Origin of the sequence: Actinomadura rifamycini DSM 43936, assembly GCF_000425065.1 — a bacterium.
In the GTDB taxonomy this organism is placed as follows: domain Bacteria; phylum Actinomycetota; class Actinomycetes; order Streptosporangiales; family Streptosporangiaceae; genus Spirillospora; species Spirillospora rifamycini.
The window spans coordinates 345,619-369,789 of the sequence record NZ_AULB01000003.1 but is presented as its reverse complement, the minus strand read 5'-3'; the positions used below and the strand labels follow the sequence as shown (position 1 = coordinate 369,789).

General features: G+C 72.9%; 21 protein-coding genes. 11 read left to right on the top strand and 10 right to left on the bottom strand.

Annotated elements, in window-relative coordinates; all coding sequences use genetic code 11:
• Positions 1–28 precede the first annotated feature (28 nt).
• Complete coding sequence (locus tag H505_RS39265; protein ID WP_157432854.1) at positions 29–2,215, top strand: DUF4132 domain-containing protein; 2,187 nt, start codon at positions 29–31, stop codon at positions 2,213–2,215.
• A 65-nt stretch (positions 2,216–2,280) separates the two neighbouring features.
• Here the strand turns inward: H505_RS39265 and H505_RS0101525 are convergent, their stop codons facing one another.
• Positions 2,281–2,853: a dihydrofolate reductase family protein gene (locus tag H505_RS0101525; RefSeq protein ID WP_026400551.1), complete on the bottom strand. Its 573-nt coding sequence runs from the start codon at positions 2,851–2,853 to the stop codon at positions 2,281–2,283.
• Positions 2,854–2,985: 132 nt separating this feature from the next.
• Here H505_RS0101525 and H505_RS0101520 point away from each other — a divergent pair, with 132 nt between their 5' ends.
• The gene (locus H505_RS0101520; RefSeq protein ID WP_026400550.1) at positions 2,986–3,426 is read left to right on the top strand and encodes a hypothetical protein; all 441 of its coding nucleotides are present in this window, start codon (positions 2,986–2,988) and stop codon (positions 3,424–3,426) included.
• Between the two features lie 31 nt (positions 3,427–3,457).
• Here H505_RS0101520 and H505_RS0101515 read toward each other — a convergent pair whose 3' ends face one another.
• Together H505_RS0101515 and H505_RS50870 are read right to left on the bottom strand one after the other, a co-directional pair.
• Entirely contained in the window at positions 3,458–3,784 is a 327-nt protein-coding gene (locus tag H505_RS0101515) for a DUF4286 family protein (RefSeq protein ID WP_026400549.1), read from the bottom strand.
• 80 nt (positions 3,785–3,864) lie between these two features.
• Positions 3,865–5,508 carry an alkaline phosphatase D family protein gene (locus H505_RS50870; protein WP_051300012.1) on the bottom strand — a complete coding sequence of 548 codons (1,644 nt, stop codon included), beginning with the start codon at positions 5,506–5,508 and terminating at the stop codon, positions 3,865–3,867.
• 525 nt (positions 5,509–6,033) lie between these two features.
• Here H505_RS50870 and acnA point away from each other — a divergent pair.
• The 5 genes from acnA to H505_RS0101480 all read left to right on the top strand — a co-directional run bounded on the left by acnA (position 6,034) and on the right by H505_RS0101480 (position 12,692).
• Complete coding sequence (acnA, locus tag H505_RS0101500) at positions 6,034–8,799, top strand: aconitate hydratase AcnA (protein ID WP_026400548.1); 2,766 nt, start codon at positions 6,034–6,036, stop codon at positions 8,797–8,799.
• 231 nt (positions 8,800–9,030) lie between these two features.
• Complete coding sequence (locus H505_RS0101495; RefSeq protein ID WP_026400547.1) at positions 9,031–9,957, top strand: ATP-binding cassette domain-containing protein; 927 nt, start codon at positions 9,031–9,033, stop codon at positions 9,955–9,957.
• A complete protein-coding gene (locus H505_RS39255; protein ID WP_084549708.1) occupies positions 9,954–10,760 on the top strand; it encodes an ABC transporter permease subunit in 807 nt (268 codons plus the stop codon). The genes H505_RS0101495 and H505_RS39255 overlap by 4 nt, the downstream gene beginning before the upstream one ends.
• Before the next feature lie 28 nt (positions 10,761–10,788).
• Complete coding sequence (locus H505_RS39250) at positions 10,789–12,036, top strand: sensor histidine kinase (RefSeq protein ID WP_051300010.1); 1,248 nt, start codon at positions 10,789–10,791, stop codon at positions 12,034–12,036.
• The gene (locus H505_RS0101480; protein ID WP_026400546.1) at positions 12,033–12,692 is read left to right on the top strand and encodes a response regulator; all 660 of its coding nucleotides are present in this window, start codon (positions 12,033–12,035) and stop codon (positions 12,690–12,692) included. Before H505_RS39250 ends, H505_RS0101480 begins: the two co-directional genes overlap by 4 nt.
• A gap of 12 nt (positions 12,693–12,704) precedes the next feature.
• Here the strand turns inward: H505_RS0101480 and H505_RS0101475 are convergent, their stop codons facing one another.
• Positions 12,705–13,325 carry a LysE family translocator gene (locus H505_RS0101475; protein WP_026400545.1) on the bottom strand — a complete coding sequence of 207 codons (621 nt, stop codon included), beginning with the start codon at positions 13,323–13,325 and terminating at the stop codon, positions 12,705–12,707.
• 69 nt (positions 13,326–13,394) lie between these two features.
• On the opposite strand from H505_RS0101475, the gene H505_RS0101465 reads away from it, so the two are divergent.
• From H505_RS0101465 to mug, 3 genes are read left to right on the top strand one after another with little or no spacing between them, the layout of a single operon-like run.
• Entirely contained in the window at positions 13,395–14,336 is a 942-nt protein-coding gene (locus tag H505_RS0101465; RefSeq protein WP_034516129.1) for an aldo/keto reductase, read from the top strand.
• Between the two features lie 18 nt (positions 14,337–14,354).
• A complete protein-coding gene (locus H505_RS0101460; protein ID WP_026400544.1) occupies positions 14,355–15,071 on the top strand; it encodes a sulfite exporter TauE/SafE family protein in 717 nt (238 codons plus the stop codon).
• Complete coding sequence (gene mug, locus H505_RS0101455; protein ID WP_199747887.1) at positions 15,071–15,649, top strand: G/U mismatch-specific DNA glycosylase; 579 nt, start codon at positions 15,071–15,073, stop codon at positions 15,647–15,649. Before H505_RS0101460 ends, mug begins: the two co-directional genes overlap by 1 nt.
• Here the strand turns inward: mug and H505_RS0101450 are convergent.
• The 6 genes from H505_RS0101450 to tnpB all read right to left on the bottom strand — a co-directional run bounded on the left by H505_RS0101450 (position 15,646) and on the right by tnpB (position 21,639).
• Positions 15,646–16,119: an ASCH domain-containing protein gene (locus tag H505_RS0101450; RefSeq protein WP_026400542.1), complete on the bottom strand. Its 474-nt coding sequence runs from the start codon at positions 16,117–16,119 to the stop codon at positions 15,646–15,648. The two genes, mug and H505_RS0101450, sit on opposite strands and share 4 nt — an antisense overlap.
• 242 nt (positions 16,120–16,361) lie before the next feature.
• The gene (locus H505_RS0101445) at positions 16,362–17,183 is read right to left on the bottom strand and encodes a carbohydrate ABC transporter permease (protein WP_425248237.1); all 822 of its coding nucleotides are present in this window, start codon (positions 17,181–17,183) and stop codon (positions 16,362–16,364) included.
• Entirely contained in the window at positions 17,180–18,073 is an 894-nt protein-coding gene (locus H505_RS0101440; RefSeq protein WP_245592403.1) for a carbohydrate ABC transporter permease, read from the bottom strand. Before H505_RS0101440 ends, H505_RS0101445 begins: the two co-directional genes overlap by 4 nt.
• A complete protein-coding gene (locus H505_RS0101435; RefSeq protein ID WP_026400539.1) occupies positions 18,070–19,383 on the bottom strand; it encodes an ABC transporter substrate-binding protein in 1,314 nt (437 codons plus the stop codon). Before H505_RS0101435 ends, H505_RS0101440 begins: the two co-directional genes overlap by 4 nt.
• Before the next feature lie 111 nt (positions 19,384–19,494).
• The gene (idi, locus tag H505_RS0101430; protein ID WP_026400538.1) at positions 19,495–20,073 is read right to left on the bottom strand and encodes an isopentenyl-diphosphate Delta-isomerase; all 579 of its coding nucleotides are present in this window, start codon (positions 20,071–20,073) and stop codon (positions 19,495–19,497) included.
• Between the two features lie 192 nt (positions 20,074–20,265).
• Positions 20,266–21,639, bottom strand: a complete 1,374-nt coding sequence (gene tnpB, locus H505_RS39245) for an IS607 family element RNA-guided endonuclease TnpB (RefSeq protein WP_051300008.1) — start codon at positions 21,637–21,639, stop codon at positions 20,266–20,268.
• 365 nt (positions 21,640–22,004) lie between these two features.
• Between tnpB and dxs the strand changes: the two genes are divergently transcribed.
• Entirely contained in the window at positions 22,005–23,924 is a 1,920-nt protein-coding gene (gene dxs / locus H505_RS0101420) for a 1-deoxy-D-xylulose-5-phosphate synthase (protein WP_026400537.1), read from the top strand.
• Positions 23,925–24,171 lie beyond the last annotated feature (247 nt).

The following is a 24,171-nucleotide window of genomic DNA, read 5'->3' as shown; positions in this document are numbered from 1 at the left end:
GTCGGTGCCCGCCCCTACGGTGGGCGCCATGGACGATCTTCCCCCCGCTCTCCCGCGCGTGCTCGCCGAACCGCCCTGGTCACGGGCGCGCGGCGCCGCGACCGCTCCGGCCCCCGTCCCCGGCCTGACTCCGCCGGAGCCCGGCCCGCTCAGGTGGGAGGAGAACGAGCAGGACGGCTGGCGCGAGCGGGCTTCGCTGCTGGTATTCGTGAAGCGCCCGGACGATCATCCGTTCTGGGACGACGCTCGCGAGCGGTTCCTGTCGGGCGAGACGGACTTCCGCCACCAGGCGAAGGAGCTGGTGATCGGCCCGGAGCGGGCGTTCGGCGACCTGCTCCCGCTGTGGCTGGAACGCGCCGACGAGCCGTCCCCGTACGGCACCCCCAACCTGGACGGACTCGGCGACTACGAGATGACGCCGCTCGTCGCCCACTTCGGCGTGCGGGTGCGCGATCTGGTGCTCCGGGCGGCCCGGAAGCGCCCCGCGGACCTCGGCGAGGCGCTGCTTCCCTACCTCGACGCCGAGGTCGCGCGGCTGATGGCCGACTGGCTCGTCCGGCTCAAGAAGGCGGGCGAGACCGCGCGGCGGTGGCTGCTGCGGCACGGGCCGGACGCCGTCCCCTACCTCGTCCCGGACGCGCTCGGCACGGCCCGTGCGGCGCGGGACCGGGCCGCGGCCGGGCTGCGGCTGGTCGCGGAGCAGTACGGCCGGGACGCGGTCGTCGAGGCGGCGCGCGTCCACGGCGAGGCGGCGGCGGGCGCGGTGGCGGAGCTGGTGGCCGCCGGGGGGCCCGTCGTCCCGGTCAAGGAGCCGCGTATCCCGCGCTGGCTGGACGCCGCGTCGCTGCCCCGCCCGGCGACCGCCGCGGGCGCCCTGGACGACGCCGCGTTCGGCAACCTCGTCAAGCTGCTGATGCTCCCGGAGCCCGATCTGGACGGCGTCCGCGCGGCGTGCACCGGGCTCCCGGAACTCGCCTGGGCGGTTTTCGAGGCGTGGCGCGCCGCGGACGAGCCGAACGGCCACGGCTGGGTGCTGACCCGGCTGGGCGACCTCGGGGACGACGGGACGGCGCGGTCCGCGGCGCCGCTCGTCCGGGAGTGGACCGCGGCGCGCAAGCGCGCCAAGGCCGACCAGGTGGTGGAGGTTCTCGCGCGGATCGGCACCGACGCCGCGCTGGAGCAGTTGAACCTCATGACGCGCCGGTCGTTCCCGGGCGGGGCCCGCGAGGACGCGCGGCTCGCGCTGCTGGACGCGGCGCGGCGGCGCGGCCTCACCGAGGGGCAACTCGCCGACCGGCTCGTCCCGGACCTCGGCCTCGGCCCGGACGGGACGCTGACGCTGGACTACGGCCCGCGCCGGTTCACCGTCGGCTTCGACGAGCAGCTCAAACCGTATGTGACGGATGAAAGCGGCAAGCTTCGCAAGACGCTCCCCAAGCCGGGCGCGAAGGACGACCCCGAGCTGGCGCCCGCCGCGCACCGGCGGTTCGCCGCGCTGAAGAAGGACGCCCGCACGGTCGCCGCCGACCAGATCGTCCGGCTGGAGGCGGCGATGGCGACCGGCCGCCGCTGGACGGCGGAGGAGTTCCGGACGTTCGTGGCGGGGCACCCGCTGATGCGGCACCTCGCGGCCCGGCTGGTCTGGACGGCCGACGCCGACGCGTTCCGCGTCGCCGAGGACGGCACCTTCGCGACCGTCCGGGACGACGTGTACACCCTCCCGGCGGACGTGTCGGTCGGCGTCGCGCACCCGCTGCACCTCGACGTCCCGGCGTGGTCGGAGGTGTTCGCCGACTACGGGATCCTGCAGCCGTTCCCGCAGCTCGGACGTCCGGTGGCGGTGCCGGACGAGCGGGAGCGGGCCGCGCGGCGGCTGGTCCGGTTCGAGGGCCGCACGGTGCCGTTCGGGGCGGTGCTGCGGCTGGCGCGGCACGGCTGGGAGCGGACGTCCCCGCAGGAGAGCGGGATCGAGCCGGGAATCTTCCGGCCGGTCGGGGAGAAGGCGTACCTCGCGGTGGAGCTCGACCCGGGCATCGCGGCGGGCGAGCCGGGTTACTACCCCGAGCAGCGGATCCGGCGCGTGCAGGTCGTCACCGGCCTCGACGCCTGGTGGTGGGCGGGAGACGGCGTCGAGGACCCGGCCGCCCCGCTCCTCGGCGACCTCGACCCCGTGATCGTCTCAGAGGTCCTGGTCGACCTCGCGACGCTGGAGTAGCCGCCGCGGGCCGCGGGCCGAATGCCGCCCGCGGCCCGCGCGACGCCGACTCGCACGGCTCCCCTTCACACGACGTCGAAGATGTTCTTCTGGATGCCGTTGGAGTAGACCTCGTGCTCGACGAGCCGCAGCTTCTGCGTGTCCTTGTCGGTGTCGCTGAACAGGCGCTTCCCGGCGCCGAGCAGCAGCGGGAACACCAGCAGGTGGTAGCGGTCGATCAGCCCGGCGTCGGCGAGGCTCCGGTTCAGCCGCGCGCTGCCGTGGACGATGATCGGCCCGCCGTCGGTCTTCTTCAGCTCCGCCACGTCGTCGAGGGACCGCAGGATCGTGATGTCGCCCCAATCGCCGACCAGGTCGTCCTCGGCGAGCGTCGTGGAGACGACGTACTTCGGCATGGTGTTGTAGCGGGGGAACTCGGCGGTCATCGACGGCCAGACGGCGGAGAACGCCTCGTAGCTGACCCGCCCCAGCATCATCGCGGCCGCCTCCTCCTGCTCGCGGGCCTTGAGCTCGTAGGCGTCCTCGACGAAGTCGACGTCCTTCACCGTCCAGCCGGAGTTGCGGTAGCCGGGCTCGCCGCCGGGGGCCTCCATGACCCCGTCGAGCGAGACGAACGCGGTGCTGATCAGGGTGCGCATGGGAACTCCTGCCACGTGAGCCGTCGGTCACTCCATCGGTGCCCGCTGAGGCAGTGCTACCAACCGCCACCGACAAATCCCGAAGCGCGGGAAGCCGGGTTCGGCGGAGCATCGCGGTGCCATGAGCGGATCATGACGTTGGCGCGCATACGGCTCGGTTCGGGTCGTGAGATCGGCTTGGACCGGTTGCAGATCCATTCCACGTACGGCGGTCTGCTGGAGGGCTACCCGAACCCTTCGATGAACGATCGGATACTGACGTCATTGGGCGAGCGCCGCGAGTTCCGGTACCGCACGGCGCCGCCCGTCCATCTGATCGACCCGCCGCGCACGAACCCCTACCCGGACGAGAGGCCCCTGTCCTTCGGCCCGGTGGAAGTGCTCCCGCCGGTGTGCTGCGTCGGCTTCTTCGACTCGTCGCGCATCGCCGCGGACCTCGATGAGGTCCTCCACCGGTCGTGGCTCGACGTGGTCTGGTTCCAAGACGACATCGCCGGTCCGACCGTCGAGTCCGTGACGGCCGCGGTGGTGGATCTGCCGTGGGACGACCTCGCGGAGGACTACGAGCTCTGACGGGCGTCCGGCCCGTCCGGGGACGGGGCGGTCACGCGGGCGGGGCGGCCCGGTCGACGACGAGTTCCATGAGGAGCATCCGCGCCGGCGGGTCCGTCCGGGCGGTGCCGGACAGGCGCATGGCGCCGTCGGCCGCGGCGGCCCGCAGCCGCGCCATGGCGGCCTCGGGATCGCCTTCGATCTCGTAGTGGGCGATGTAGGTGTCGCCGTCGACGGGCGCGTAGCGGCGCGCGGCGACGATGCCCTCGATCGCCAGCATCTCGGGGATGTGCACCTCGTCGTACCAGCGGTTGTACTCGTCCGCGACATCCGGGCCCGCCGGCCCGGACTCCACGTGCAGGATCGTCCTCTTCGGCATGCGCGTCCTCCGATCGCGGCCCCGGCCGGACGCCGGGCGGGCGGTGCCGCCGGCGGCGTCCGCGCCGGGGAGGGAGCCGGTCAGGCGTCGAGCTCCTTGACGAGTTCGAGGACGTGCATCTGCGGCGGCGGGTCGAGCTGGATCTTGTCCGAAAGGTTCATGGACCCGTCGCCCATGGCCGCGTTCAGCCGCTTCACGGCCGCCTTGGCGTCGCCCTCGATGTCGTACACCGCGACGTACGGGTCGCCGTCCTTGGTGGGGGCGTAGCGGCGCGCGGAGACGAAGCCGTCGAGCGCCAGGACCTCGGGGATGTGGACGTCCTCGTACCAGCGGTTGTACTCGTCGGCCACCTCCGGGCTCGCGGGCCGGGTGACAACGTGCAGGATCGACTTCGCGGACATGCGCGTACTCCAATCGCGTGGCTCCGACCGGATGCTATATGCGCGGACAGTGCCGACCGGCCGGCGGGTCCGCTCGGATGGTATCCGTATTCTCGAAAACTGAGAATGATGTTCGCGACCGGTCGGCGGGCGAAGATCGAACCGGTCGCGGTACCGGGCGTAGCCGTTGGGCGCGAGCGCCGGCTCCAGCGACCGGTGGTCGAACCCGCCGACGGTGGCGAGCGCCGTGCCGGACACGGTCACCGACTCGGTGCTGTGCGCCCGCAGCGCCGCGGAGGGACGGCTGCGGCGGCCCGAGGCGTCCACCGTGACGACGCGGTAGTGCCAGTCCTGCCGCGCGCCGCCCATCCGGTCGTGGACGAACGACCCGTAGACGCTCTTGCCGACGAGGGTGTCGGGCCCGGTCTCGAACCGGGACGAGCGCGCGCCGTAGACCAGCGGCTGGTTCTCGTAGAGGGCGCGGTAGGCGACGGCGCGGCGGCGCAGGAAGTCGTCCGGCGGGACGCCCTTCTCCGACCAGTCGTCGGCGTAGTTGTTCTGCACCTCGTGGTCGTCGGTGGTGATGAGCCAGGGCGCGTTCGCGTGCGCGGCCTGGAGGTTCGGGTCGCTCTTGAAGAGCGAGTAGCGCAGCCGGTACTGCTCGAGCGTCTCGGTCTCGACGGCGTGCTCCGCGGCGGGCAGCGGGACGCCCCCGCGCCACAGGTTGTCCGCGGTGATGCCGTACTCGTAGATGTAGTCGCCGAGGAACAGGACGAGGTCGAGGTCTTCCGCCGCCATGTGCTCGTACGCCGTGAAGTGCCCGTGGTACCAGGCCGCGCACGACGCGGTCGCGAACCGCAGCCCGGACGGCGTCGTCCGGTGGTCGGGCGCGGTCCGGGTGCGGCCGACCGGGCTCAGCTCCGAGCCCGCGCGGAACCGGTAGAAGTACTCCCGGCCGGGGCGCAGGCCGCGGACCTCCGCGTGGACGGAGTGCGCCGGCTCGGGCGTCGCGACGGCCTGCCCGCGCCGCACGACGCGGCGGAACGACGCGTCCTCGGCCACCTCGTACCGGACCGAGTACGGGCGCGCCGGCATGCCGCCGTGCCCGTCCGGGGCGAGCGGGTCCGGGGCGAGCGGGTCCGGGGCGAGCCGGGTCCACAGGACGACGCCGTCGGGCAGCGGGTCGCCGGACGCGACGCCCAGCGCGAACGGGTCGGACGGGACCCTGCCGCCCACGGTCTCGCCGGCGGCGGCCTGTCCGGTGCCGAGCGCGAAGGCGGCGGCGCTGACGCCGGTCATCGCGAGGAACGTGCGGCGGGTGGGCGGGGGCAGGGCCGGGCTCATGCGCGTACTCCGGGGAGGCGGGGGGCCGCAGAGGATCCTGGCTCCCCGGAGTGGACGGCGGCCGTCCGGCGGCCCAACCGGTGATGATCAGAGAACGATCATGGAGTGGCGGGCCGGTTCGCGGCCCCAGGAGGACGGGTACGGGAGGAGTCCGGCGCCGATCTCCTCCCGGCGCGGCGAGGTCGGCCTGCTGGGTGCGGCGGGGCGAGGGGTGCCCGCCGTCGGGGGTTCGGTGCGCTTTCGGGGAGGTCGGCGGCGCTGCGCGGGCCGCGCCGGAGGCTCGATGTGCAAGTAACTCGATATCGAGATAAATTGGAGTTAGCTTGACGTCGAGAGAAATCTTGTCGAAGTTGGGCCGCCCCGATTCCCGGCCGATGGCCGGGCTAAGGCAGGATCAGGGGAGATGAGCTTTCCGTCCCGCCCGGGCGACGCGGGTCACGGGGACGGGATTTCGACGAACTGAGAAGACAGCGCCGCGCGCTCATGTCCCGGACCGGACGCGCGGTGACGACGGAGGAGGAGTCCGTGTCCGCGAACAGCTTCGGCAGCCTGAGCAAGCTTCAGGTGGGCGACAAGTCGTACGACATCTACCGGCTGGACGCCGTCGAGGGCTCGGCACGTCTCCCGTACAGCCTCAAGGTGCTGCTGGAGAACCTGCTGCGCACCGAGGACGGCGCGAACGTCACCGCCGACCACATCCGCGCGCTCGCGGGGTGGGACGCCAAGGCGCAGCCGAGCAAGGAGATCCAGTTCACCCCCGCGCGGGTGATCATGCAGGACTTCACCGGCGTGCCCTGCGTGGTGGACCTGGCGACGATGCGCGAGGCCGTCCGCGACCTCGGCGGCGACGCCTCCAAGATCAACCCGCTGGCGCCGGCCGAGATGGTCATCGACCACTCCGTCATCGTCGACTACTTCGGCTCGCCGGACGCGTTCGAGCGCAACGTGCAGGTCGAGTACGAGCGCAACAAGGAGCGCTACCAGTTCCTGCGCTGGGGCCAGACGGCCTTCGACGAGTTCAAGGTCGTGCCGCCCGGCACCGGCATCGTCCACCAGGTGAACATCGAGCACCTGGCCCGCGTCGTGTTCGACCGCAACGGCGTCGCCTACCCCGACACGTGCGTCGGCACCGACTCGCACACCACGATGGAGAACGGCATCGGCGTCCTCGGCTGGGGCGTCGGCGGCATCGAGGCCGAGGCCGCGATGCTCGGCCAGCCGATCTCGATGCTCATCCCGCGCGTCGTCGGCTTCAAGCTGACCGGCGAGCTGCCGGCCGGGACGACCGCCACCGACCTCGTGCTCACGATCACCGAGATGCTCCGCGAGCACGGCGTCGTCGGCAAGTTCGTCGAGTTCTACGGCGAGGGCGTCGCCGCGCTGCCGCTGGCCAACCGCGCCACGATCGGCAACATGAGCCCCGAGTTCGGCTCCACCTGCGCGATCTTCCCGATCGACCAGGAGACGACGAAGTACCTGCGCCTCACCGGCCGCAGCGAGGAGCAGATCGCGCTCGTCGAGGCGTACGCCAAGGAGCAGGGCATGTGGCTCGACCCGTCGGTCGAGCCGGAGTTCTCCGAGTACCTCGAGCTCGACCTGTCGACGGTCGTCCCGTCGCTGGCCGGCCCGAAGCGCCCGCAGGACCGCATCGCCGTGTCGGAGGCCAAGGAGACCTGGCGCCGCGACGTCCAGAACTACGTCAGCAGCGTCCAGGGCCCGGCCGACGAGGCGTCCAACGAGTCGTTCCCCGCGTCCGACTCGCCGGCGATCAGCCGCAGCGGCAACGGCGACAAGCCCCGCGAGCACGCCACCAACGGCGCGTCCCGCCCGCACAACCCCGTCCAGGTCACCCTGGAGGACGGCACGACCTTCGAGCTCGACCACGGGCACGTCGCCGTCGCGGCCATCACCTCCTGCACCAACACCTCGAACCCGTACGTCATGGTCGGCGCGGCGCTGCTGGCCAAGAACGCGGTCGAGAAGGGCCTCACCCGCAAGCCGTGGGTGAAGACCTCGCTGGCCCCCGGCTCGCAGGTCGTCACCGACTACTTCGAGCGCGCGGGCCTCACCCCCTACCTCGACAAGATCGGGTACAACCTGGTCGGGTACGGCTGCACGACCTGCATCGGCAACACCGGCCCGCTGCAGCCGGAGATCTCCCGGGCGGTCAACGACAACGACCTCGCGGTCACGGCCGTCCTGTCCGGCAACCGGAACTTCGAGGGCCGCATCAGCCCGGACGTGAAGATGAACTACCTCGCGTCCCCGCCGCTGGTCATCGCCTACGCCCTCGCCGGGACGATGGACATCGACATCCTCAACGACCCGATCGCCGACGGCACCGACGGCCCGGTCTACCTGCGCGACATCTGGCCCGCGCCGGAGGACGTCGCCGCGATCGTCGAGTCGTCCATCGGCCAGGACATGTTCACCAGCAGCTACGCCGACGTCTTCAAGGGCGACGACCGGTGGCGCGGCCTCGACATCCCGACGGGCGACCTGTTCGAGTGGGACCCGGCGTCCACGTACGTCCGGAAGGCCCCGTACTTCGACGGGATGGCCGCCGAGCCGGAGCCGGTCGCCGACATCCACGGCGCCCGCGTCCTGGCGAAGCTGGGCGACTCGGTCACCACCGACCACATCTCCCCGGCCGGGGCGATCAAGGTCGGCACGCCCGCCGCGCAGTACCTGCAGGACAACGGCGTCGCGGTGAAGGACTTCAACTCCTACGGCTCGCGCCGCGGCAACCACGAGGTGATGATCCGCGGCACGTTCGCCAACATCCGGCTGCGCAACCAGCTCCTGGACGACGTCGAGGGCGGCTACACCCGCGACTTCACCCAGGAGGACGCGCCGCAGTCCTTCATCTACGACGCCGCGCAGAACTACGCCGCGCAGGGCACCCCGCTCGTCGTCATCGCGGGCAAGGAGTACGGCTCCGGCTCGTCCCGCGACTGGGCCGCGAAGGGCACCGCGCTGCTCGGCGTCCGCGCCGTCATCGCCCAGTCCTACGAGCGGATCCACCGCTCGAACCTGATCGGCCTCGGCGTCCTGCCGCTGCAGTTCAAGGAGGGCGAGTCGGCCGAGTCGCTCGGGCTGACCGGCACCGAGACGTTCGACATCACCGGCGTCACCGCGCTCAACGAGGGCGGCGTCCCCGAGGAGGTCACGGTGAAGGCGGACGGCAAGGAGTTCACGGCCGTCGTCCGCATCGACACCCCCGGCGAGGCGGACTACTACCGCAACGGCGGCATCCTCCAGTACGTCCTGCGGAGCCTCCTCCGCAAGTAACGCGATCGGCCCGGCCCGCACGGACGGGCCGCACGGACGGGCCGCACGGACGGGCCGCACGGACGGGCCGCACGGACGGGCCGCCTCCTCCGGGAGGCGGCCCGTTCCGCGTCCGCGGGCTCTAGTACTCCGGAGCTAGACGCGAGGTCGGCTCCCAGGAGGGAGGCGCCCTCCGCGGCCGTGGCGCAGGATTCCTTCTGCGGCGGCCGCGAGGCCGCGGAGGGAGGGCGCATGATCGAGGTGCGCGAGCTGGTCAAGCGCTTCGGGGGCCGGACGGCCGTCGACCGGCTGTCGTTCACGGTGCGGCCCGGCACCGTCACGGGGTTCCTCGGCCCGAACGGCGCGGGCAAGTCCACCACCATCAGGATGATCATGGGCCTGGACGCGCCGGCGTCCGGGCGCGCCCTGGTCGCCGGGCGGGAGTACCGGCGGCTGCGCGAGCCGATGCGGACGGTCGGCGCCCTCCTCGACGCCCGCGCCGCCCACCCCGGCCGCTCGGCGCACGACCACCTGCTGTGGCAGGCGCACGGCAACGGCATCGGCCGCGCCCGCGTCCGGGAGGTGCTCGACCTGGTCGGGCTGGGCGGCGCCGCGTCCGGTCGGCGGGTCGGCGGGTTCTCGCTCGGGATGGCGCAGCGGCTCGGCATCGCGGGCGCGCTGCTCGGCGACCCCGAAGTGCTGATCCTGGACGAACCGGTCAACGGCCTGGACACCGAGGGGATCCGGTGGGTGCGCGGGCTGCTGCGGGGGCTCGCCGACGAGGGCCGCACCGTGCTGCTGTCGAGCCATCTGATGAGCGAGATGGAGCAGACCGCCGACCGGCTCGTCGTGATCGGCGGCGGGCGGCTGCTGGCCGACACGACCGTCCGCGCGTTCATCGACCGCCACGCGCGGGACGCGGCCGTGGTGGCGTCCCCGGACGGGCCGCGGCTGCGGGCCGCGCTGGAGGCGGCCCGCGGGCGGGTGCGGCCCCGGCCGGACGGCGGCTGGCACGTGGCCGGGCTCGCGGCGCCCGAGGTCGGCGCGATCGCCGCGCGGGCGGGCGCCGAACTGCACGAGCTGCGGCCGGAGCGCTCGTCGCTCGAAGAGGTCTACCTGGGGCTGACCGAGGCCGAGTACCGCGGGACGGGACGGGGCGAGGAGGCGACGGCCCGATGACCGGGACGGCGGACGGGACGGCGGCCGCCGCGGCGGGCCGGACGGAGGGCGGGACGCTCGCGGGGTTCGGGCGGGCCGTCCGCGCCGAGTGGACGAAGGCCCGGACCGTCCGGGCGACCGTGTGGACGCCTGCGGCGATGGCGCTGCTCGTCCCCGCCCTGGCCGTCTTCGTCGGCGCGACCGGCAGCCTCCGGCCGGACGACACGGTCTTGGGCGGCAGCCTCACGGGGGCGCTGCTCGGCCAGCTCGCGGCGGCCGTGTTCGGGACGCTGGCGATCTCCGGCGAGTACGGCACCGGCATGATCCGGGCGACGTTCGCCGCGCTCCCCGGGCGGGGCGCCGTGCTGGCGGCGAAGGCGGTCGTCGTCGCGGCCGTCGCGTTCGTGCTCGCGCTGGCGTCGTGCACGGCCGCGTTCGGCGTCGGGACGGTGATGCTGTCCGGCGAGGGGTACGCGACCGGGCGCCCGATGCCCGCACTGATCGGCGTGGCCCTCTGCCACGCGGCGACCGCGCTGCTCGGGCTGGCGCTGGGCGCGCTGCTGCGGCACGCGGCGGGCGCCGTCACCGCGGGCGTCTGCCTGGTCCTGGTGCCGTCGCTGGTGGCGCCGCTGTTCGGCGACCTGGAGCGGTGGATCGCCGGCGCGTCGCCCGCGGCGGCGCTGCAGAAGCTGTCGCAGACGTCGGACGCCTCGGCGGAGGCCGTCGGGAGCCTCGGCGGGTGGCCGTCGCTGGGTCTGCTGCTGGCCGCGGCGGGCGTCCTGCTCGCGGCGGCTACCGTCGTGCTGAGGCGCCGGGACGCGTGACGGATCTGACGGACGGACGGGAGCTGCGATGACGGTCGGGTCGGTCGTGCGGAACGTGTGGCGGGACCTCTCCCCGGCCGCCGGTCCCGCGCTGCTGCCGCTGGACGTCCCGTCCCGGCCCCGGTTCGCGGCCTGGCTGCCGCACGCGCTGGTGTTCGGGGCCGCGGCCGTGCTCGCCGGGTCGTCCTGGCACATCCTGCTCACCGACTACGCGGTGCCGAACGGGTGGGCGGCGGCGCTGGGCGTCGTCCACGCGTCGGCGCTGGCGGTGTGCGTGGTCCGGCCGATGGCCGCCTGGTGGCTGTCGCTCGCGCTGGTGGCGGTGACCGCGCTCGCCGCCGCGTCCGCCCGCCCGGACGGCGGGCCGCTGTGGGCGGGGCCGAGCCTGTCGGTGCACCTGGCGGTGCTCGCCCTGGTCGCGCTGCGGGTGCCCGCGCGCGTGGCGGCGCTGATGTGGGTGCTCACCGGCGCCGTCGCGGCCGCCCTGGCGGTCGCGCTGCCCGGCCGCGACGAGTTCCCGAGCCTCACCGAGGTGCTGTTCGTGTCCGGCACGGTGCTGCTGGCGGCGGCGGCCCTGCGGGGGAGGGGCGACGCGCTGCGCGGGCTCGCGCGGGAGCGGCAGCGGCGCGCGCTGCTGGAGGAGCGCGCCCGGATCGCGCGGGAACTGCACGACGTGGTCGCGCACCACATGTCCGTCGTCGCCGTCCAGGCCGAGGCCGCCCCCTACCGGGTGCCGGACGTGCCGGACGAGCTCGCGCGCAGCTTCACCGTCATCCGCGAGAACGCGCTGGAGGCGATCGACGAACTGCACCGCGTCCTCGGCCTGCTCCGGGAGGGCGACGGCCCGGCGGGCCCGGCCGCCGACGCGGCGCCGCAGCCCACCCTGGACGGACTGGACGGCCTCGTCGACGGCCTCCGCGCGGCCGGCCTGGACGTCGAGCTGCGGGTGTCGGGGCCGCGGCCCGCGACGACGCCCGCGCTGGAGGTGTCGGCGTACCGGATCGTGCAGGAGGCGCTGAGCAACGTCCTGCGGCACGCGCCGGGCGCCGCCGCCCGGGTCGCGGTCGCCCACCGCCCGGACCGCGTCGAGCTGACGGTCGACAACGGCCCGCCCGCGCGGCCGCCGGCGCCGCCGGCGGGCCGCACCGGCCACGGGATACTGGGGATGCGGGAACGGGCCGCGATGCTGGGCGGCGAGCTCGCCGCGGGCCCGCGCCCGGACGGCGGCTTCACGGTGACCGCCGTGCTCCCGGCGGGAAAGGAGGGTCCCCGGTGACCGTCAGGGTGCTGCTCGCCGACGACCAGGACATGGTCCGCGAGGGGTTCTCGGTGCTGCTCGGCGCGCAGCCCGGCATCGAGGTGGTCGGCGAGGCCGCCGACGGGCGCGAGGCCGTCGCGAAGACCGCCGAGCTGGCGCCGGACGTCGTCCTGATGGACGTCCGCATGCCCGGCATGGACGGGCTGGAGGCGACCCGGCGGATCTCCGCGACGACCCGGGTCATCGTCCTCACGACGTTCGACCTGGACGAGTACGTGTACGGGGCGCTGCGCGCGGGCGCCGCCGGGTTCCTGCTGAAGAAGGCGTCCGCCGGGGCGCTGGCCGAGGCGGTGCGGGTCGTGGCGGCCGGGGAGGCGCTGCTGGCGCCGTCGGTCACCCGGCGGCTGATCGCCGAGTTCACCCGGCTCGGGGGGCCCCGCGCCCCCCGCCGCGAGCGGCTCGGGCGGCTCACCGGGCGGGAGACCGAGGTGCTGACGCTCGTCGCGCACGGCCTGTCGAACGCCGAGATCGCCGCGCGGCTGGTGCTGGCCGAGCAGACCGTGAAGACGCACGTCAGCAACATCCTCGCCAAGCTCGACCTGCGCGACCGCACCCAGGCGGTCGTCCACGCCTACGAGACCGGCCTCGTCCGGCCGGGGCCCGAGGCGCGCTGACCGTCCGGCACCTCAGTGGCCGGCGGCGAGGCGCAGCCCGAAGCCGATGAACGCGACCCCGGTGACCTGCTGGAGGCGGCGCTTCACGGACGGGCGCGCGAGCGTGCGGCGCGCGGCGCCCGCGGCGCACACGAGCAGGGCGCACCACGCGAGCCCCTCGGCGATGTGGATGACGGCGAACAGCATGCTCGTGCCGAACACCGGGGCGTCCGCGGGGAGGAACTGCGGCAGCAGGCTCATGTAGAACACGCCGATCTTCGGGTTGAGCAGGTTCGTGACGAGCCCGGTGCGGTACGCGGCGGCGCCCGCGGGCTGCGGCTCCGGGACGTCCCCGCCCGCGCCGGCCTTCCGGCGGGCCCGCCAGAGCGCCTGCCCGCCGAGCCACAGCAGGTAGCAGGCGCCCGCGATGCGCAGCACGTCGAACGCGAACCGGGACGCCGCCAGCAGCGCCGTCAGCCCCGCCGCGCTCGCCGCGCCCCAGCACAGCAGCCCGGACGCGATGCCCGCCGCGGCGAGGAGCCCCGCCCGGCGCCCGCCCGCGACGGTGGTGCGCAGCACCAGCATCGTGTCCAGGCCGGGCGTGATCGTGACCAGGGCGGCGACGGCCGCGAAGGCCAGACATGCGCTGAGCATTCCGACATTCTGCCAACGATCCGCGGGTCGCGCGGGCATCGTCGCCGCCCGCACGGTTACATCGCAGGCATGGCTGACACCACGAAGAAGATCGGCGACCTGGACGTCTCGGGGCTGTGCCTCGGCGGCAACGTGTTCGGCTGGACGGCCGACCGCGACACCTCCTTCCAGATCCTGGACGCCTACGCGGCGTCCGGCGGCACCTTCATCGACACCGCCGACTCCTACATGGCCTCCGCGCCCGGGAACAGCGGCGGCGAGTCGGAGGAGATCATCGGGGAGTGGACGGCGGCGCGCGGCACCCGCGACGACATCGTCATCGCGACCAAGGTCGGCAGGCACCCGCGGCGGGAGGGGCTCTCCGCGGCGAACATCGAGGCGGCGGCGGAGGACTCGCTGCGGCGGCTGCGCACCGACCGCATCGACCTCTACTACACGCACTTCGACGACGAGTCCGTGCCCGTCGAGGAGATCATGACGGCGCTGGACGGCCTGGTGCGGGCCGGGAAGGTCCGGCAGATCGCCGTGTCGAACATCGGGCTCGACCGGCTGGAGGCGTCCCTGGAGTTCAGCGAGCGGGAGGGGACGGCCAAGTACGTCGGCATCCAGCCGCACTACAACCTCGTGTCCCGCGACACCTACGAGGGGCCCCGGCGCGACATCGCCCGGCGGCACGGCCTGGCCTGCATGCCGTACTACGGCCTCGCCTCCGGGTTCCTCACGGGCAAGTACCGTCCGGACACCGAGGTCGACAGCGCGCGCGCCGGGAAGGCGGCGAAGCACCTGGAGACCGAGCGCGGACGCAGAGTGCTCCAGGCCCTCGACGAGGTCGCCCAGGAGTCGGGCAAGTCCCACGCGACCGTCGCGCTCGCGTGGCTGGCCGCCCAGCCGACCGTCGTCGCGCCCATCGCCAGCGCCCGCACGATGGAGCAGCTCCCGCCGCTGCTGGACGTCCCGGGCACCGTGCTCACCGAGGACCAGCTGAGCCGCCTCACCGAGGCGTCCGCCTGACTTGTATCGTTCCACGGCGTGAATCCCGATTTCTTGATCATCGGGGGAGCGGCGGCGCTGCTCGGCGCGATCGTGCAGGGCAGCGTCGGCCTCGGCGTCGGCCTGGTCGCCACCCCGGTCGTGACGATGCTGTACCCGTCGCTGATGCCGGGCGCGATCCTGGTGGTCGCGGCCGTCCTGCCCCTGGCGACCCTCGCGCACGAGGCCCGGCACGTCGAACTGCGCGGCCTCGGCTGGGCGTTCGGCGGCCGCGCCGCCGGGACGCCGCTCGGGGTGTGGCTGGTGGCCGCCGTGCCCGCCCGCGCCCTCGGCGTCGCCGTCGGTCTCTTCGTGCTGGCCGCGCTCGCCGCCACCGCCTGGACGCGGGACGTGCCGCGCAACCGCCGCACGCTGACCGCCGCGGGCGTCGTCGCGGGCACCGCCGGCACCGCGTCCGGCATCGGCGGCCCGCCGATGGCGCTGCTGTACCAGCGCGAGAGCGGCCCCCGGGTCCGCGCCACCCTCGCGCTGTTCTTCGTCGGCGGGTGCCTGCTGTCGCTGGCGACCCTCGCCGCGTTCGGGCGGCTCCCCGGCGAGCAGGTCGCCGCCGGGTGCGCGCTCGTCCCGTTCGTCCTGGCCGGGTTCCTCGCGGCGGCCCCGCTCCGCCGCTACCTGGACGCCGGGCGCCTCCGCCGCGCGCTGCTGGCCGTCGTCGGCGCGTCCGCGATGCTGCTGATCGTCCGTAATCTGATGTGATGCGCCCGACGAAGGCCGATCTGGAGGCCGCCCGCGACCGTGTCATCCCCGACGTCCTGCCCGCCCCCGGCGGCGCGCTCCGCGTGCTGTTCAGCGGCATCAACCCCGGCCTGTACTCCGGCGCGACCGGCCACCACTTCGCCCGTCCGGGCAACCGCTTCTGGCCCGCGCTGCACCGCTCCGGCTTCACCGACCGGCTCCTCGACCCGTCCGAGCAGCACCTGCTGCCCGCGTTCGGCCTCGGCATCACCAACCTCGCGCAGCGCACCACGGCCCGCGCCGACGAGCTGACCGCCGACGAGCTCCGCGACGGCGGCCGCCGCCTGCGGGCCCTCGTCGACCGGTACCGCCCCGCCTACCTCGCGGTCGCGGGCGTCACCGCCTACCGCACCGCGTTCGGACGTCCGCGCACGGAGATCGGCCCGCAGGACGACCTGTTCGGTTCCGCCCGCGTGTGGGTGCTGCCGAACCCGAGCGGCCTCAACGCGAGCTGGTCCCTCGACCGGATCGCGGGCGAGTTCGCCCGCCTCCGCGAAGCCGCCGACGCGGCCGCCGACGAAGCCGCCGGCGCGGGCTAACCGGCCGGGTTCGCCGCGGCCGCCGTGAGCATCGTCTCGACCTCGGCGACGAGCGACGCCGACGGCTCCCACAGGTCGGTGCGGCCGAGCGCGACGATCGGCCGGGGCAGCGCCCGGACGTCCGCCAGGTGCCAGTGGTGCCTGCCCGGCTCGGCCCACGGGCCGCACGCGCACGCGTCCGCGCCGCCGCGCGGCCGTCCGGACGGGCCGCCGGCCGGGCCGACGGTCGCGGAGCAGACGGCGGCGAGGTCGGCGACGGCGATGGCCGCGCCGATCGCGGCGAGCGGGTCCCGCGGGTCCCACCCGGCGGCCTGCACGAGCGGGGAGTCGCACGCCGACAGGTCGACCCGCATGGACGCGTGGATCAGCAGCGGCCCGCGGTAGGCGGTCGGCGCGCCCTGGTTCGAGACGCTCTTGCCGCCGCGCGCGATCGCGAACGCCCAGGGCTGCTGAACACTTATCGCCTGCACGCGGTCACCTCCAGTGCTCGACCGTCTCCGTCTCCGGCATCGTCTCCGGCGGGGACGCCGCGCGGCAATGCCCGAGAGGCTAGGCGCATCGGGGCGGTTGCGCCAACGGAGGAGGTGAGCGGTTCGCTCATTCCCGATCCATCCCGATCATCTGTACGACGCGCGAGTTCGTAAAGTGGTTGACGGAACAACTGTGTGCGAGTGACAAAGCCGCACCGGGCGATCCGTCTCCGAGTCCACATTCAGCCCTTGAGCGCGCCCGCCATGAGCCCCCGCATGAAGAACCGCCCCAGCAGCAGGTAGACGAGGATCGTCGGCAGCGACGCCAGCAGCGCCGACGCCATCTGCACGTTGTACTGGACGGCGACCGCGCCCGAACCCGCCGTGTTGTTCAGCATCACCGTGACGGGCCACGAGTCGGGCGCGCCGAGGAAGACGGCGAACAGGAAGTCGTTCCAGATCGACGTGAACTGCCAGATCAGCGTCACGGCGAACGCGGGCGCCGACAGCGGCAGCACGACCGACGCGTACGTGCGCAGCATCCCCGCGCCGTCCACGCGCGCCGCCTCGATCAGCTCGTCCGGGATCGACACGTAGTAGTTGCGGAAGATCAGCGTGCAGATCGGGATGCCGTAGACGACGTGCACGAGGACCAGGCCCCGGATCGTCCCGACGATCTGCATCTCGGTGAGCAGGCCCGCCAGCGGGATCATGACGGCCTGGTACGGGATGAACATCCCGAACAGGAACAGCGTGAAGACCGCCTCGGACCCGGGGAACCGCCACTTCGACAGCACGTAGCCGTTCAGCGACCCCAGCACGGCCGCGATCGCCGCGCCCGGGACCGCGATCCGGAAGCTGTTCAGGATGCCCGGGCGCAGCTCGTCCCACGCGGCCGTCCAGCCGGACACGCTCCACTGCTCGGGCAGGTTCCACGCGGTCGCGGGCCCGGCCTCCTGCAGCGGCTTGAAGCTGGTGACGAGCAGGACGTACGCCGGCATCAGGAACAGCACGACGAACACCAGCAGGACGGCCGGGCGGCCGAACCGGAGCGCGCGGCTCACCGGGCCCGCTCCTGCCGGACCGTCCACACCAGGTACGGGACGACGAGCACGGCGACCGCGACCAGCAGGTACGCGGCGATCGTCGCGCCGTTCGCCGGGTCGTGCCGGTCGAAGATCTCGACATAGGCGGCGACCGCCGGGACGTAGGTGATGATCTGCTTGCCCGCGATCGCCATGATCAGGTCGAACACCTTCAGCGAGATGTGCCCGAGGATGATCAGCGCCGACAGCGTCACCGGGCGGAGCTGCGGGAACACGACGTAGCGGTACACCTTCCACTCGGACGCGCCGTCCACCCGGGCCGCCTCGCGCAGCTCCTCGGGGACGCCGCGGAACCCCGCCAGGTACAGCGCCATGACGTAACCGGACATCTGCCACACCGCCGGGAGCGCCATCGCGGCCATGCCCCAGTCGGGATGCTGCCACCACGTGTTCGCCAGCGCCCCCAGCCCGGCGTCGTGGAACAGCTGGTTGAGCCCGACGGCCCGCTCCGCGGGCGCCGGGTTCAGCAGCCACCGCCACACCACGCCCGCGGCGATGAACGACACCGCCATCGGGAACAGGTAGACGACCCGGAACGACGCCTCCGCGCGGACGCCCTTGTCCATCAGGAACGCGAGGAACGCGCCGAGCAGCAGGGCGCCCAGCACGAACACCGCCGTGAACACCAGCGCGTTGCGCACCGCGCCCGGCCAGCTCGGCTGGTCCCACAGGTCGACGAAGTTCCGCCCGCCGTCGAACCCGAGCGGGGACACCTCGTCGTGCTTGCCGCTCAGCGCGACCCTCGTGTTCCAGAAGATCAGCCCGTAGACGAACAGGCCGATCGCCACGATGGACGGCGAGACCAGCAGCAGCCCCGGCAGCCACCGCCGGACGCGGCGCGCCCTCACTGCCCGCTGTTCCGCGCCGCCTGCACCAGCGCCTGCCGGAGCTTCGCCGGGTCCTTGTGCTGGAGGAACAGCCCGACCGCCGTGTCGATGTCGGTGTGCCACTTGTTGTTCGCCGTCACGCCGTGCCAGAACGAGCCCGCGAGCTTGACGTCCGGCTTGCTCCACTCCGCGAAGGCGTCTCCGAGGTAGCCCTTGTAGAGCGACTCGTCGCCGTCCGTGCGCGCCGGGATCGAGCCCTTCTTCGGGTTGAACGCGTCCTGGCCCTCCTTGCTGGACACGGTCTTCAGCCAGGCCAGGGCGCCGCCGCGGTGGGGCGCGTTCTCAGGAAGGGTGAAGCTGTCCGACAGCCACATGTACGTGCCGTCGGTGCCGGGCGCGGGCGCGTGGCCGAAGTCCGTGCCTTCCTTCTTCGCCAGCCCGTTCGGCGCCGGGTTCACGAAGTAGCCGTACGCCCAGTCGCCCATGATGTTGAACGCGGCGCGCCCGTCCACGACGGCCTTCGCGGCGCCCTGCCAGTCCGTCGACGCGGCCTCCGCCGTCGTGTACTTCATGATCTCGGCGAAGTCGTCGAGGGCCGCCCCGACCGCCGGGGTGTCCCAGTTCGCCCCCGGCTGCCACAGCGCGTTGTACGCATCCGGGCCGAGCGAGCCCAGCAGGACGTTCTCCAGCAGGTGGTCGGCCGTCCACTGCGCGCCGAGCGACAGCGGCACCTTGTCGGTCTCGGCGTCGACCGCCTTCAGCGCCTCGATGAACGCGTCGATCGACTCCGGCGGCCCGTCGACCCCGGCGTCCTCCAGGATGCCCGGGTTGTACCAGAGGACGTTGGACCGATGGATGTTCACCGGGACCGAGTAGATGCTGCCCTTGTAGGTGATCTGGTCGAGGAGCTGCTTCGGGTAGACGTCCCGCAGCCCGTTCTCGTCGTAGAAGTCGTTCAGCGGCTCGATCTGCCCGGCCTTGATGTAGTCGAGCAGCTCGGCGCCCGCGTGCCCCTGGAACGAGTCCGGCGGCTTGCGGTTCTGGAGCCGGCTCGAGAGCACCGCCTTGGCCTGCGTGCCGGACCCGCCGGCGATGGCCGCGTTGACGAACTCCGTTCCCGGGTTCTGCTTCTCGAAGAGGGCTTGCAGCGCGGTCAGCCCCTCGGCCTCGCCCGGCCCCGTCCACCACGAGAACACCTCGACCTCGGAGCTGTCGTCCGAGCCGCCGTCGCCGCCGCAGCCCGCGAGGGCCAGCACGCCGGCCAGCGCGGCCGCGGCGAACGACGTCGTCCGGCTCCGGCCGGAGGCGTTCCTTCGAGTACGTCCGAACATCGCCCGTCCCTTCGGTCGCCCGAAAAACAAGCGTCTGCTCGGTGATCAACACCGTCAACACCCGTACAGAACAGTGACCGCGCGGTTACGTCGGCCTGGACGGGCGGCGGGTCACCAGCCGACGGCGGGCGGCAGCGGACCCGCCCCCGCGTCCGGCCAGTCGAGCGGCGCGCCCAGCGGCGCCAGCTCCGCCATCTGCAGCCGGTACCACGGCGACGACTCCGGCCGCGCCGTCAGCTCCAGGCAGCGGTCCCACGACCACCACTCCGCGGCCTCCACCTCCTCCGGGTTCGGCGCGACGGCCCCGCCCGGCGCGACCGTCGCCCGCACCACCGGGCACCGCTCGTGCTCGACCGTCCCGTCCTCGGCGACCGCCCGGTACCGGAAGCCCGGCAGGACGGACGTCAGCGACGCGCTCCCGATGCCCAGTTCGTCCCGCAGCCTGCGCTGCACCGCGTCCCGCAGCTTCTCCCCGGGAGCCGGGTGCCCGCAGCAGCTCCCCGTCCACACCCCCGGGAACGTGCGCTTGTCGAGCGCGCGTTGGGTGATCAGTACGCGACCGTCCGTGTCCACCACATAGCATGAAAAAGCCAGGTGGTAGGGCGTCTCGCTATGGTGGCTCGCGACCTTCGGGGCCGCCCCCACGGCCTCGTCGTCCGCGTTGAGCAGCACAATCTCTTCCTCGACCATGAGTTCTTCCTACCGTTGCTTGAGTTCGGTGTTTCCCAGCATCCCGGGCGTTTCCGATCGGGAGGTCCGTCACAGTTTCATCGCACTCGAAGAGTGTCGGTGTCTTGAGGACGGTGCTCGTTTCCTTCCCCTGCAGAGGGTGTTGCGCCACCTGCCCCGCCATCCCGGCTTGGACCGGCATGGTCGCGGGTCTTACGGACTGGCTCCGCGAGCGTTCGGGCCCTGCGGCCCCGGGTGTCCGGCCACTCCGGCACCCGCCATGCGTCCCGCCAGGGCGGCGAGGTTGAGCGCGGCATTGACGTCTCGGTCCAAGGTCAAGCCGCATTCGTCGCAGCGGTGAACCCGGGTGTGCAGCGACAGCTTGGCTTTCACCGCACCGCAGCCCGAGCAGAGCTTTGAGGAGGGGAACCACCGGTCCGCTACCACCAGAGTCCCGCCGTTCCAGCCGGTCTTGTACGTCAACTGGCGGCGGATCTCGCCGAAAGACCCATCGGCGATGCGGCGTGCCAGCCGCCGGTTGCGCAACATACCCGCCACGTTCAGGTCCTCGACCACCACTGTCCCGTACTCGCGGACCAGGCTCGTGGTGAGCTTGTGCACCGCGTCCCGCCGCAGGTTCGCCACTCGAAGATGGATACGTCCCAACTTCTGTTGCGCTTTGACCCACCGCCGGGAGGGGGCCCGCCGGACGAACGTGCCGGTGGCGGGGTCGCGGACGGCCGGACCCCGGCGGCGGGCGGCGGTCCGGCCGGCCCGGCGAAGGCGATGTCGGGCGTAGTCGAGGTGGCGGGGGCCGACGATCGTGCGGACATGTCCCTCGGAGTCGGCGATCACCACCCACTTGGCCACCCCCAGATCCACTCCCGCCACCGCGTCCGGCCTGGCGGGTTCACGGCGGGCGCGTTGGACTTCGCAGTGGAACGAGACCTGCCACCGTCCCCGCCGATGCGAAACCGTCGCTGACAAAATCCGGGCCGACCCGTTGACCAGACGCCGGTCGAGCTTACGGGTGCTCTCATGCGTGCGGATCGTGCCTACGCGGGGGAGAGTGACATGCCGACGGTCCTCGACCCGGATGGTGCCGGTGGTGAACCGGCATGAGGGGACCGTACGCCGCTTGGTCTTGAACTTGGGAAACCCCGCCCTGGGTCCCTTCCGCCGCCCCTTGCGGGAATCGTCCCAGTTCCTCAAGGCCGTAGCCGCACCGGCGAATCCGGTGTTGTACGCCTCCTTGGAACATTCCCTCCACCAGGGTGCCACTTGGTCTTTGACCTGGTTGAAAGCTTTGCGCAGGGTGTAGGGCGACCAACTCGCCGACGGGGTGAGGTCGGTTCCGGTGATGCCGTATGAGCGTTCGGCTTCTCGCTGATCCTGGTTGGCCTTCACCCGGCTCAGCGCCCAGTTGAACGCGAACCGTGCTGCACCGCACTGCATCTCCAGAGCCCGCTCGGCCTCGACGCCCGGGTCCAACACGAACACGTACGCCTGCAGCACGCACCCCGGGGCGGGTTCGAATCCCCGGCGCCCGCCCGTGTGGTTCCGGTCGTCGCCGGGCCGGTCGCTCATGTGAGGCCGACCCGTCGACCGGTAGACCGTCAGGCCGTCAGGTCGGGCGGGGGGCTCGGCCGCTGCCCGGCCGTTCCTTCCAGTCCTAACGCACTGCGACATGATGGATACTTTAGGTGGTCGAATTCGAACGTGCAATCGAGCTGTGAGGATCGTTGTCGGACGTTGCGGAAGAGTGCGGCAGGTGGGGCAGACGCCGTCCCCCCCACGCGGATAGGCCGTTCGCCTCGGGGAGCTCACCTTTGGTGAGCGGTTTCGCACCCGCGGGGGAGACTCCCTCCGGCATGTCACGATCGAACCGGGATTAGACTCGGAACGGTTCGAGCCAGGGGAGCCCGTCGTCCCCCATGAGGAGTTGAAATCGCGTGAGCCTGCTGGAGTCGATCAAGGACCCCGACGACCTCAAGCGACTGGACGCCGCTCAGCTGTCTCGGCTCGCGGAGGAGATCCGCGAGTTCCTCGTCCACGCGGTGTCCAAGACCGGCGGTCACCTGGGTCCGAACCTCGGCGCCGTCGAACTGACGATCGCGCTGCACCGGGTCTTCGAGTCGCCCAAAGACAAAATTCTCTTCGACACGGGCCACCAGGCCTACGTCCACAAGCTGCTCACCGGCCGGCACGACTTCGAGAAGCTCCGCCGCCGCGGCGGCCTCTCCGGCTACCCGAGCGCCGCCGAGTCCGAGCACGACATCATCGAGAACTCCCACGCCTCCACCGCCCTGTCGTACGCCGACGGGTTCGCCAAGGCGTTCCAGCTCCGCGGCGAGGACGACCGCGCGGTCGTCGCCGTCGTCGGCGACGGCGCCCTCACCGGCGGCATGTGCTGGGAGGCGCTCAACAACATCGCCGGCGCCGCCGACCGCCCGGTCATCATCGTCGTCAACGACAACGGCCGCTCCTACTCGCCCACCATCGGCGGCCTCGCCGGGCACCTCGCCGACCTGCGCGTCACGCAGGGCTACGAGCAGGCGCTCGACCTCATCAAGAAGACCGTGCCCCGCGCGCCCGTCGTCGGCTCCATGGCCTACGAGACGCTGCACGGCATCAAGAAGGGCCTCAAGGACGTCCTGCAGCCGCAGGCCATGTTCGAGGACCTCGGCATGAAGTACGTCGGCCCCATCGACGGGCACGACGAGGACGCCGTCGAGAAGGCGCTCCGCCGCGCCCGCGGCTTCGGCCGCCCGGTCATCGTGCACTGCATCACCACCAAGGGCCGCGGCTACGCGCCCGCCGAGAACGACACCGAGGACTGCATGCACGGCGGCGGGGCGTTCGACCCCGAGACCGGCAAGTTCCTCCCCAAGAAGGGCGGCACCGCCTGGACCAAGGTGTTCGGCGAGGAGATGGTCGCGATCGGCCGCGAGCGCCGCGACGTCGTCGCCATCACCGCCGCGATGCTGTACCCGACGGGCCTCGCGCCGTTCGCCGAGGCGTTCCCCGACCGCGTCTACGACGTCGGGATCGCCGAGCAGCACGCCGTGACGTCCGCGACGGGCCTCGCCATGGGCGGCCTCCACCCGGTCGTCGCCGTGTACGCCACGTTCCTCAACCGCGCGTTCGACCAGGTCCTGATGGACACCGCGCTGCACCGGCAGCCCGTCACGTTCGCGTTGGACCGGTCCGGCGTCACCGGCGACGACGGCGCCAGCCACAACGGCATGTGGGACATGTCGATCCTCCAGATCGTCCCGGGCCTGCGCATGGCCGTCCCCCGCGACGGCGCGCGCCTCCGCGAACTCCTCCGCGAGTGCGTCGCCGTCACAGACGGCCCCACCGCGATCCGCTACCCGAAGGGCCCCGCCGCCGACGACATCGAAGCCGTCGACAAGGCCGGCGACATGGACGTCCTCGCCCGCCACGACGGCTCCAACGGCACCCGCGTCCTCCTCGTCGCCGTCGGCTCGATGGCCACCCCCGCGGTGGAGGCCGCGAACCTCATCGCCGCGCAGGGCATCGGCGTCACGGTCGTCGACCCCCGCTGGGTCAAGCCCCTCGACCCCGCCCTGCTCGACCTCGCCCGCGACCACGCGCTCGTCGCCGTCGCCGAGGACAACGGCCGTACCGGCGCCGTCGGCGACGCCGTCGCCCGCCTCCTCCGCGACGCCGAGGTCGACGTGCCCCTCCGCACGTTCGGCATCCCCCAGGAGTTCCTCGACCACGCGTCCCGCAACGAGATCCTCGCCGACATCGGCCTCACCCCCCAGTCCCTCGCCCGCGACATCACCGAGTCGGTCGCCCGCCTCTCCTCCCTGGAGGACCACGAACCCGCCCCCACCACCGACTGACCCCCGGGCCGGGGCCCCGGCCGACGTAGCGCGCCCTCCGGGCGCCGGGCGCCCTACGGCCGCGCCGGGGGAGCGCCCCCGTTTCGCGTGTGCCGCCCGCCCCCGTCCGGGCCCGGGACACCGCTGCGTGCCCTCCGGGCGCCGGGCGCCCTACGGCCGTGCCGGGGTGCGTCCCGCGTCGCGTGTGCCGCCGCCCCGTCCGGGCCCGGGACACCGTTGCGCGGTCTCCGGGCGCTGGGCGCCCTGC

Bases quoted from the DNA above. Each gene is read 5' to 3' on its own strand.
- H505_RS39265 (WP_157432854.1), top strand. From the start codon at position 29: ATGGACGATCTTCCCCCCGCTCTCCCGCGCGTGCTCGCCGAACCGCCC.
- H505_RS0101525 (WP_026400551.1), bottom strand. From the start codon at position 2,853: ATGCGCACCCTGATCAGCACCGCGTTCGTCTCGCTCGACGGGGTCATG.
- H505_RS0101520 (WP_026400550.1), top strand. From the start codon at position 2,986: ATGACGTTGGCGCGCATACGGCTCGGTTCGGGTCGTGAGATCGGCTTG.
- H505_RS0101515 (WP_026400549.1), bottom strand. From the start codon at position 3,784: ATGCCGAAGAGGACGATCCTGCACGTGGAGTCCGGGCCGGCGGGCCCG.
- H505_RS50870 (WP_051300012.1), bottom strand. From the start codon at position 5,508: ATGAGCCCGGCCCTGCCCCCGCCCACCCGCCGCACGTTCCTCGCGATG.
- H505_RS0101495 (WP_026400547.1), top strand. From the start codon at position 9,031: ATGATCGAGGTGCGCGAGCTGGTCAAGCGCTTCGGGGGCCGGACGGCC.
- H505_RS39255 (WP_084549708.1), top strand. From the start codon at position 9,954: ATGACCGGGACGGCGGACGGGACGGCGGCCGCCGCGGCGGGCCGGACG.
- H505_RS39250 (WP_051300010.1), top strand. From the start codon at position 10,789: ATGACGGTCGGGTCGGTCGTGCGGAACGTGTGGCGGGACCTCTCCCCG.
- H505_RS0101475 (WP_026400545.1), bottom strand. From the start codon at position 13,325: ATGCTCAGCGCATGTCTGGCCTTCGCGGCCGTCGCCGCCCTGGTCACG.
- H505_RS0101465 (WP_034516129.1), top strand. From the start codon at position 13,395: ATGGCTGACACCACGAAGAAGATCGGCGACCTGGACGTCTCGGGGCTG.
- mug (WP_199747887.1), top strand. From the start codon at position 15,071: ATGCGCCCGACGAAGGCCGATCTGGAGGCCGCCCGCGACCGTGTCATC.
- H505_RS0101435 (WP_026400539.1), bottom strand. From the start codon at position 19,383: ATGTTCGGACGTACTCGAAGGAACGCCTCCGGCCGGAGCCGGACGACG.
- idi (WP_026400538.1), bottom strand. From the start codon at position 20,073: ATGGTCGAGGAAGAGATTGTGCTGCTCAACGCGGACGACGAGGCCGTG.
- tnpB (WP_051300008.1), bottom strand. From the start codon at position 21,639: ATGAGCGACCGGCCCGGCGACGACCGGAACCACACGGGCGGGCGCCGG.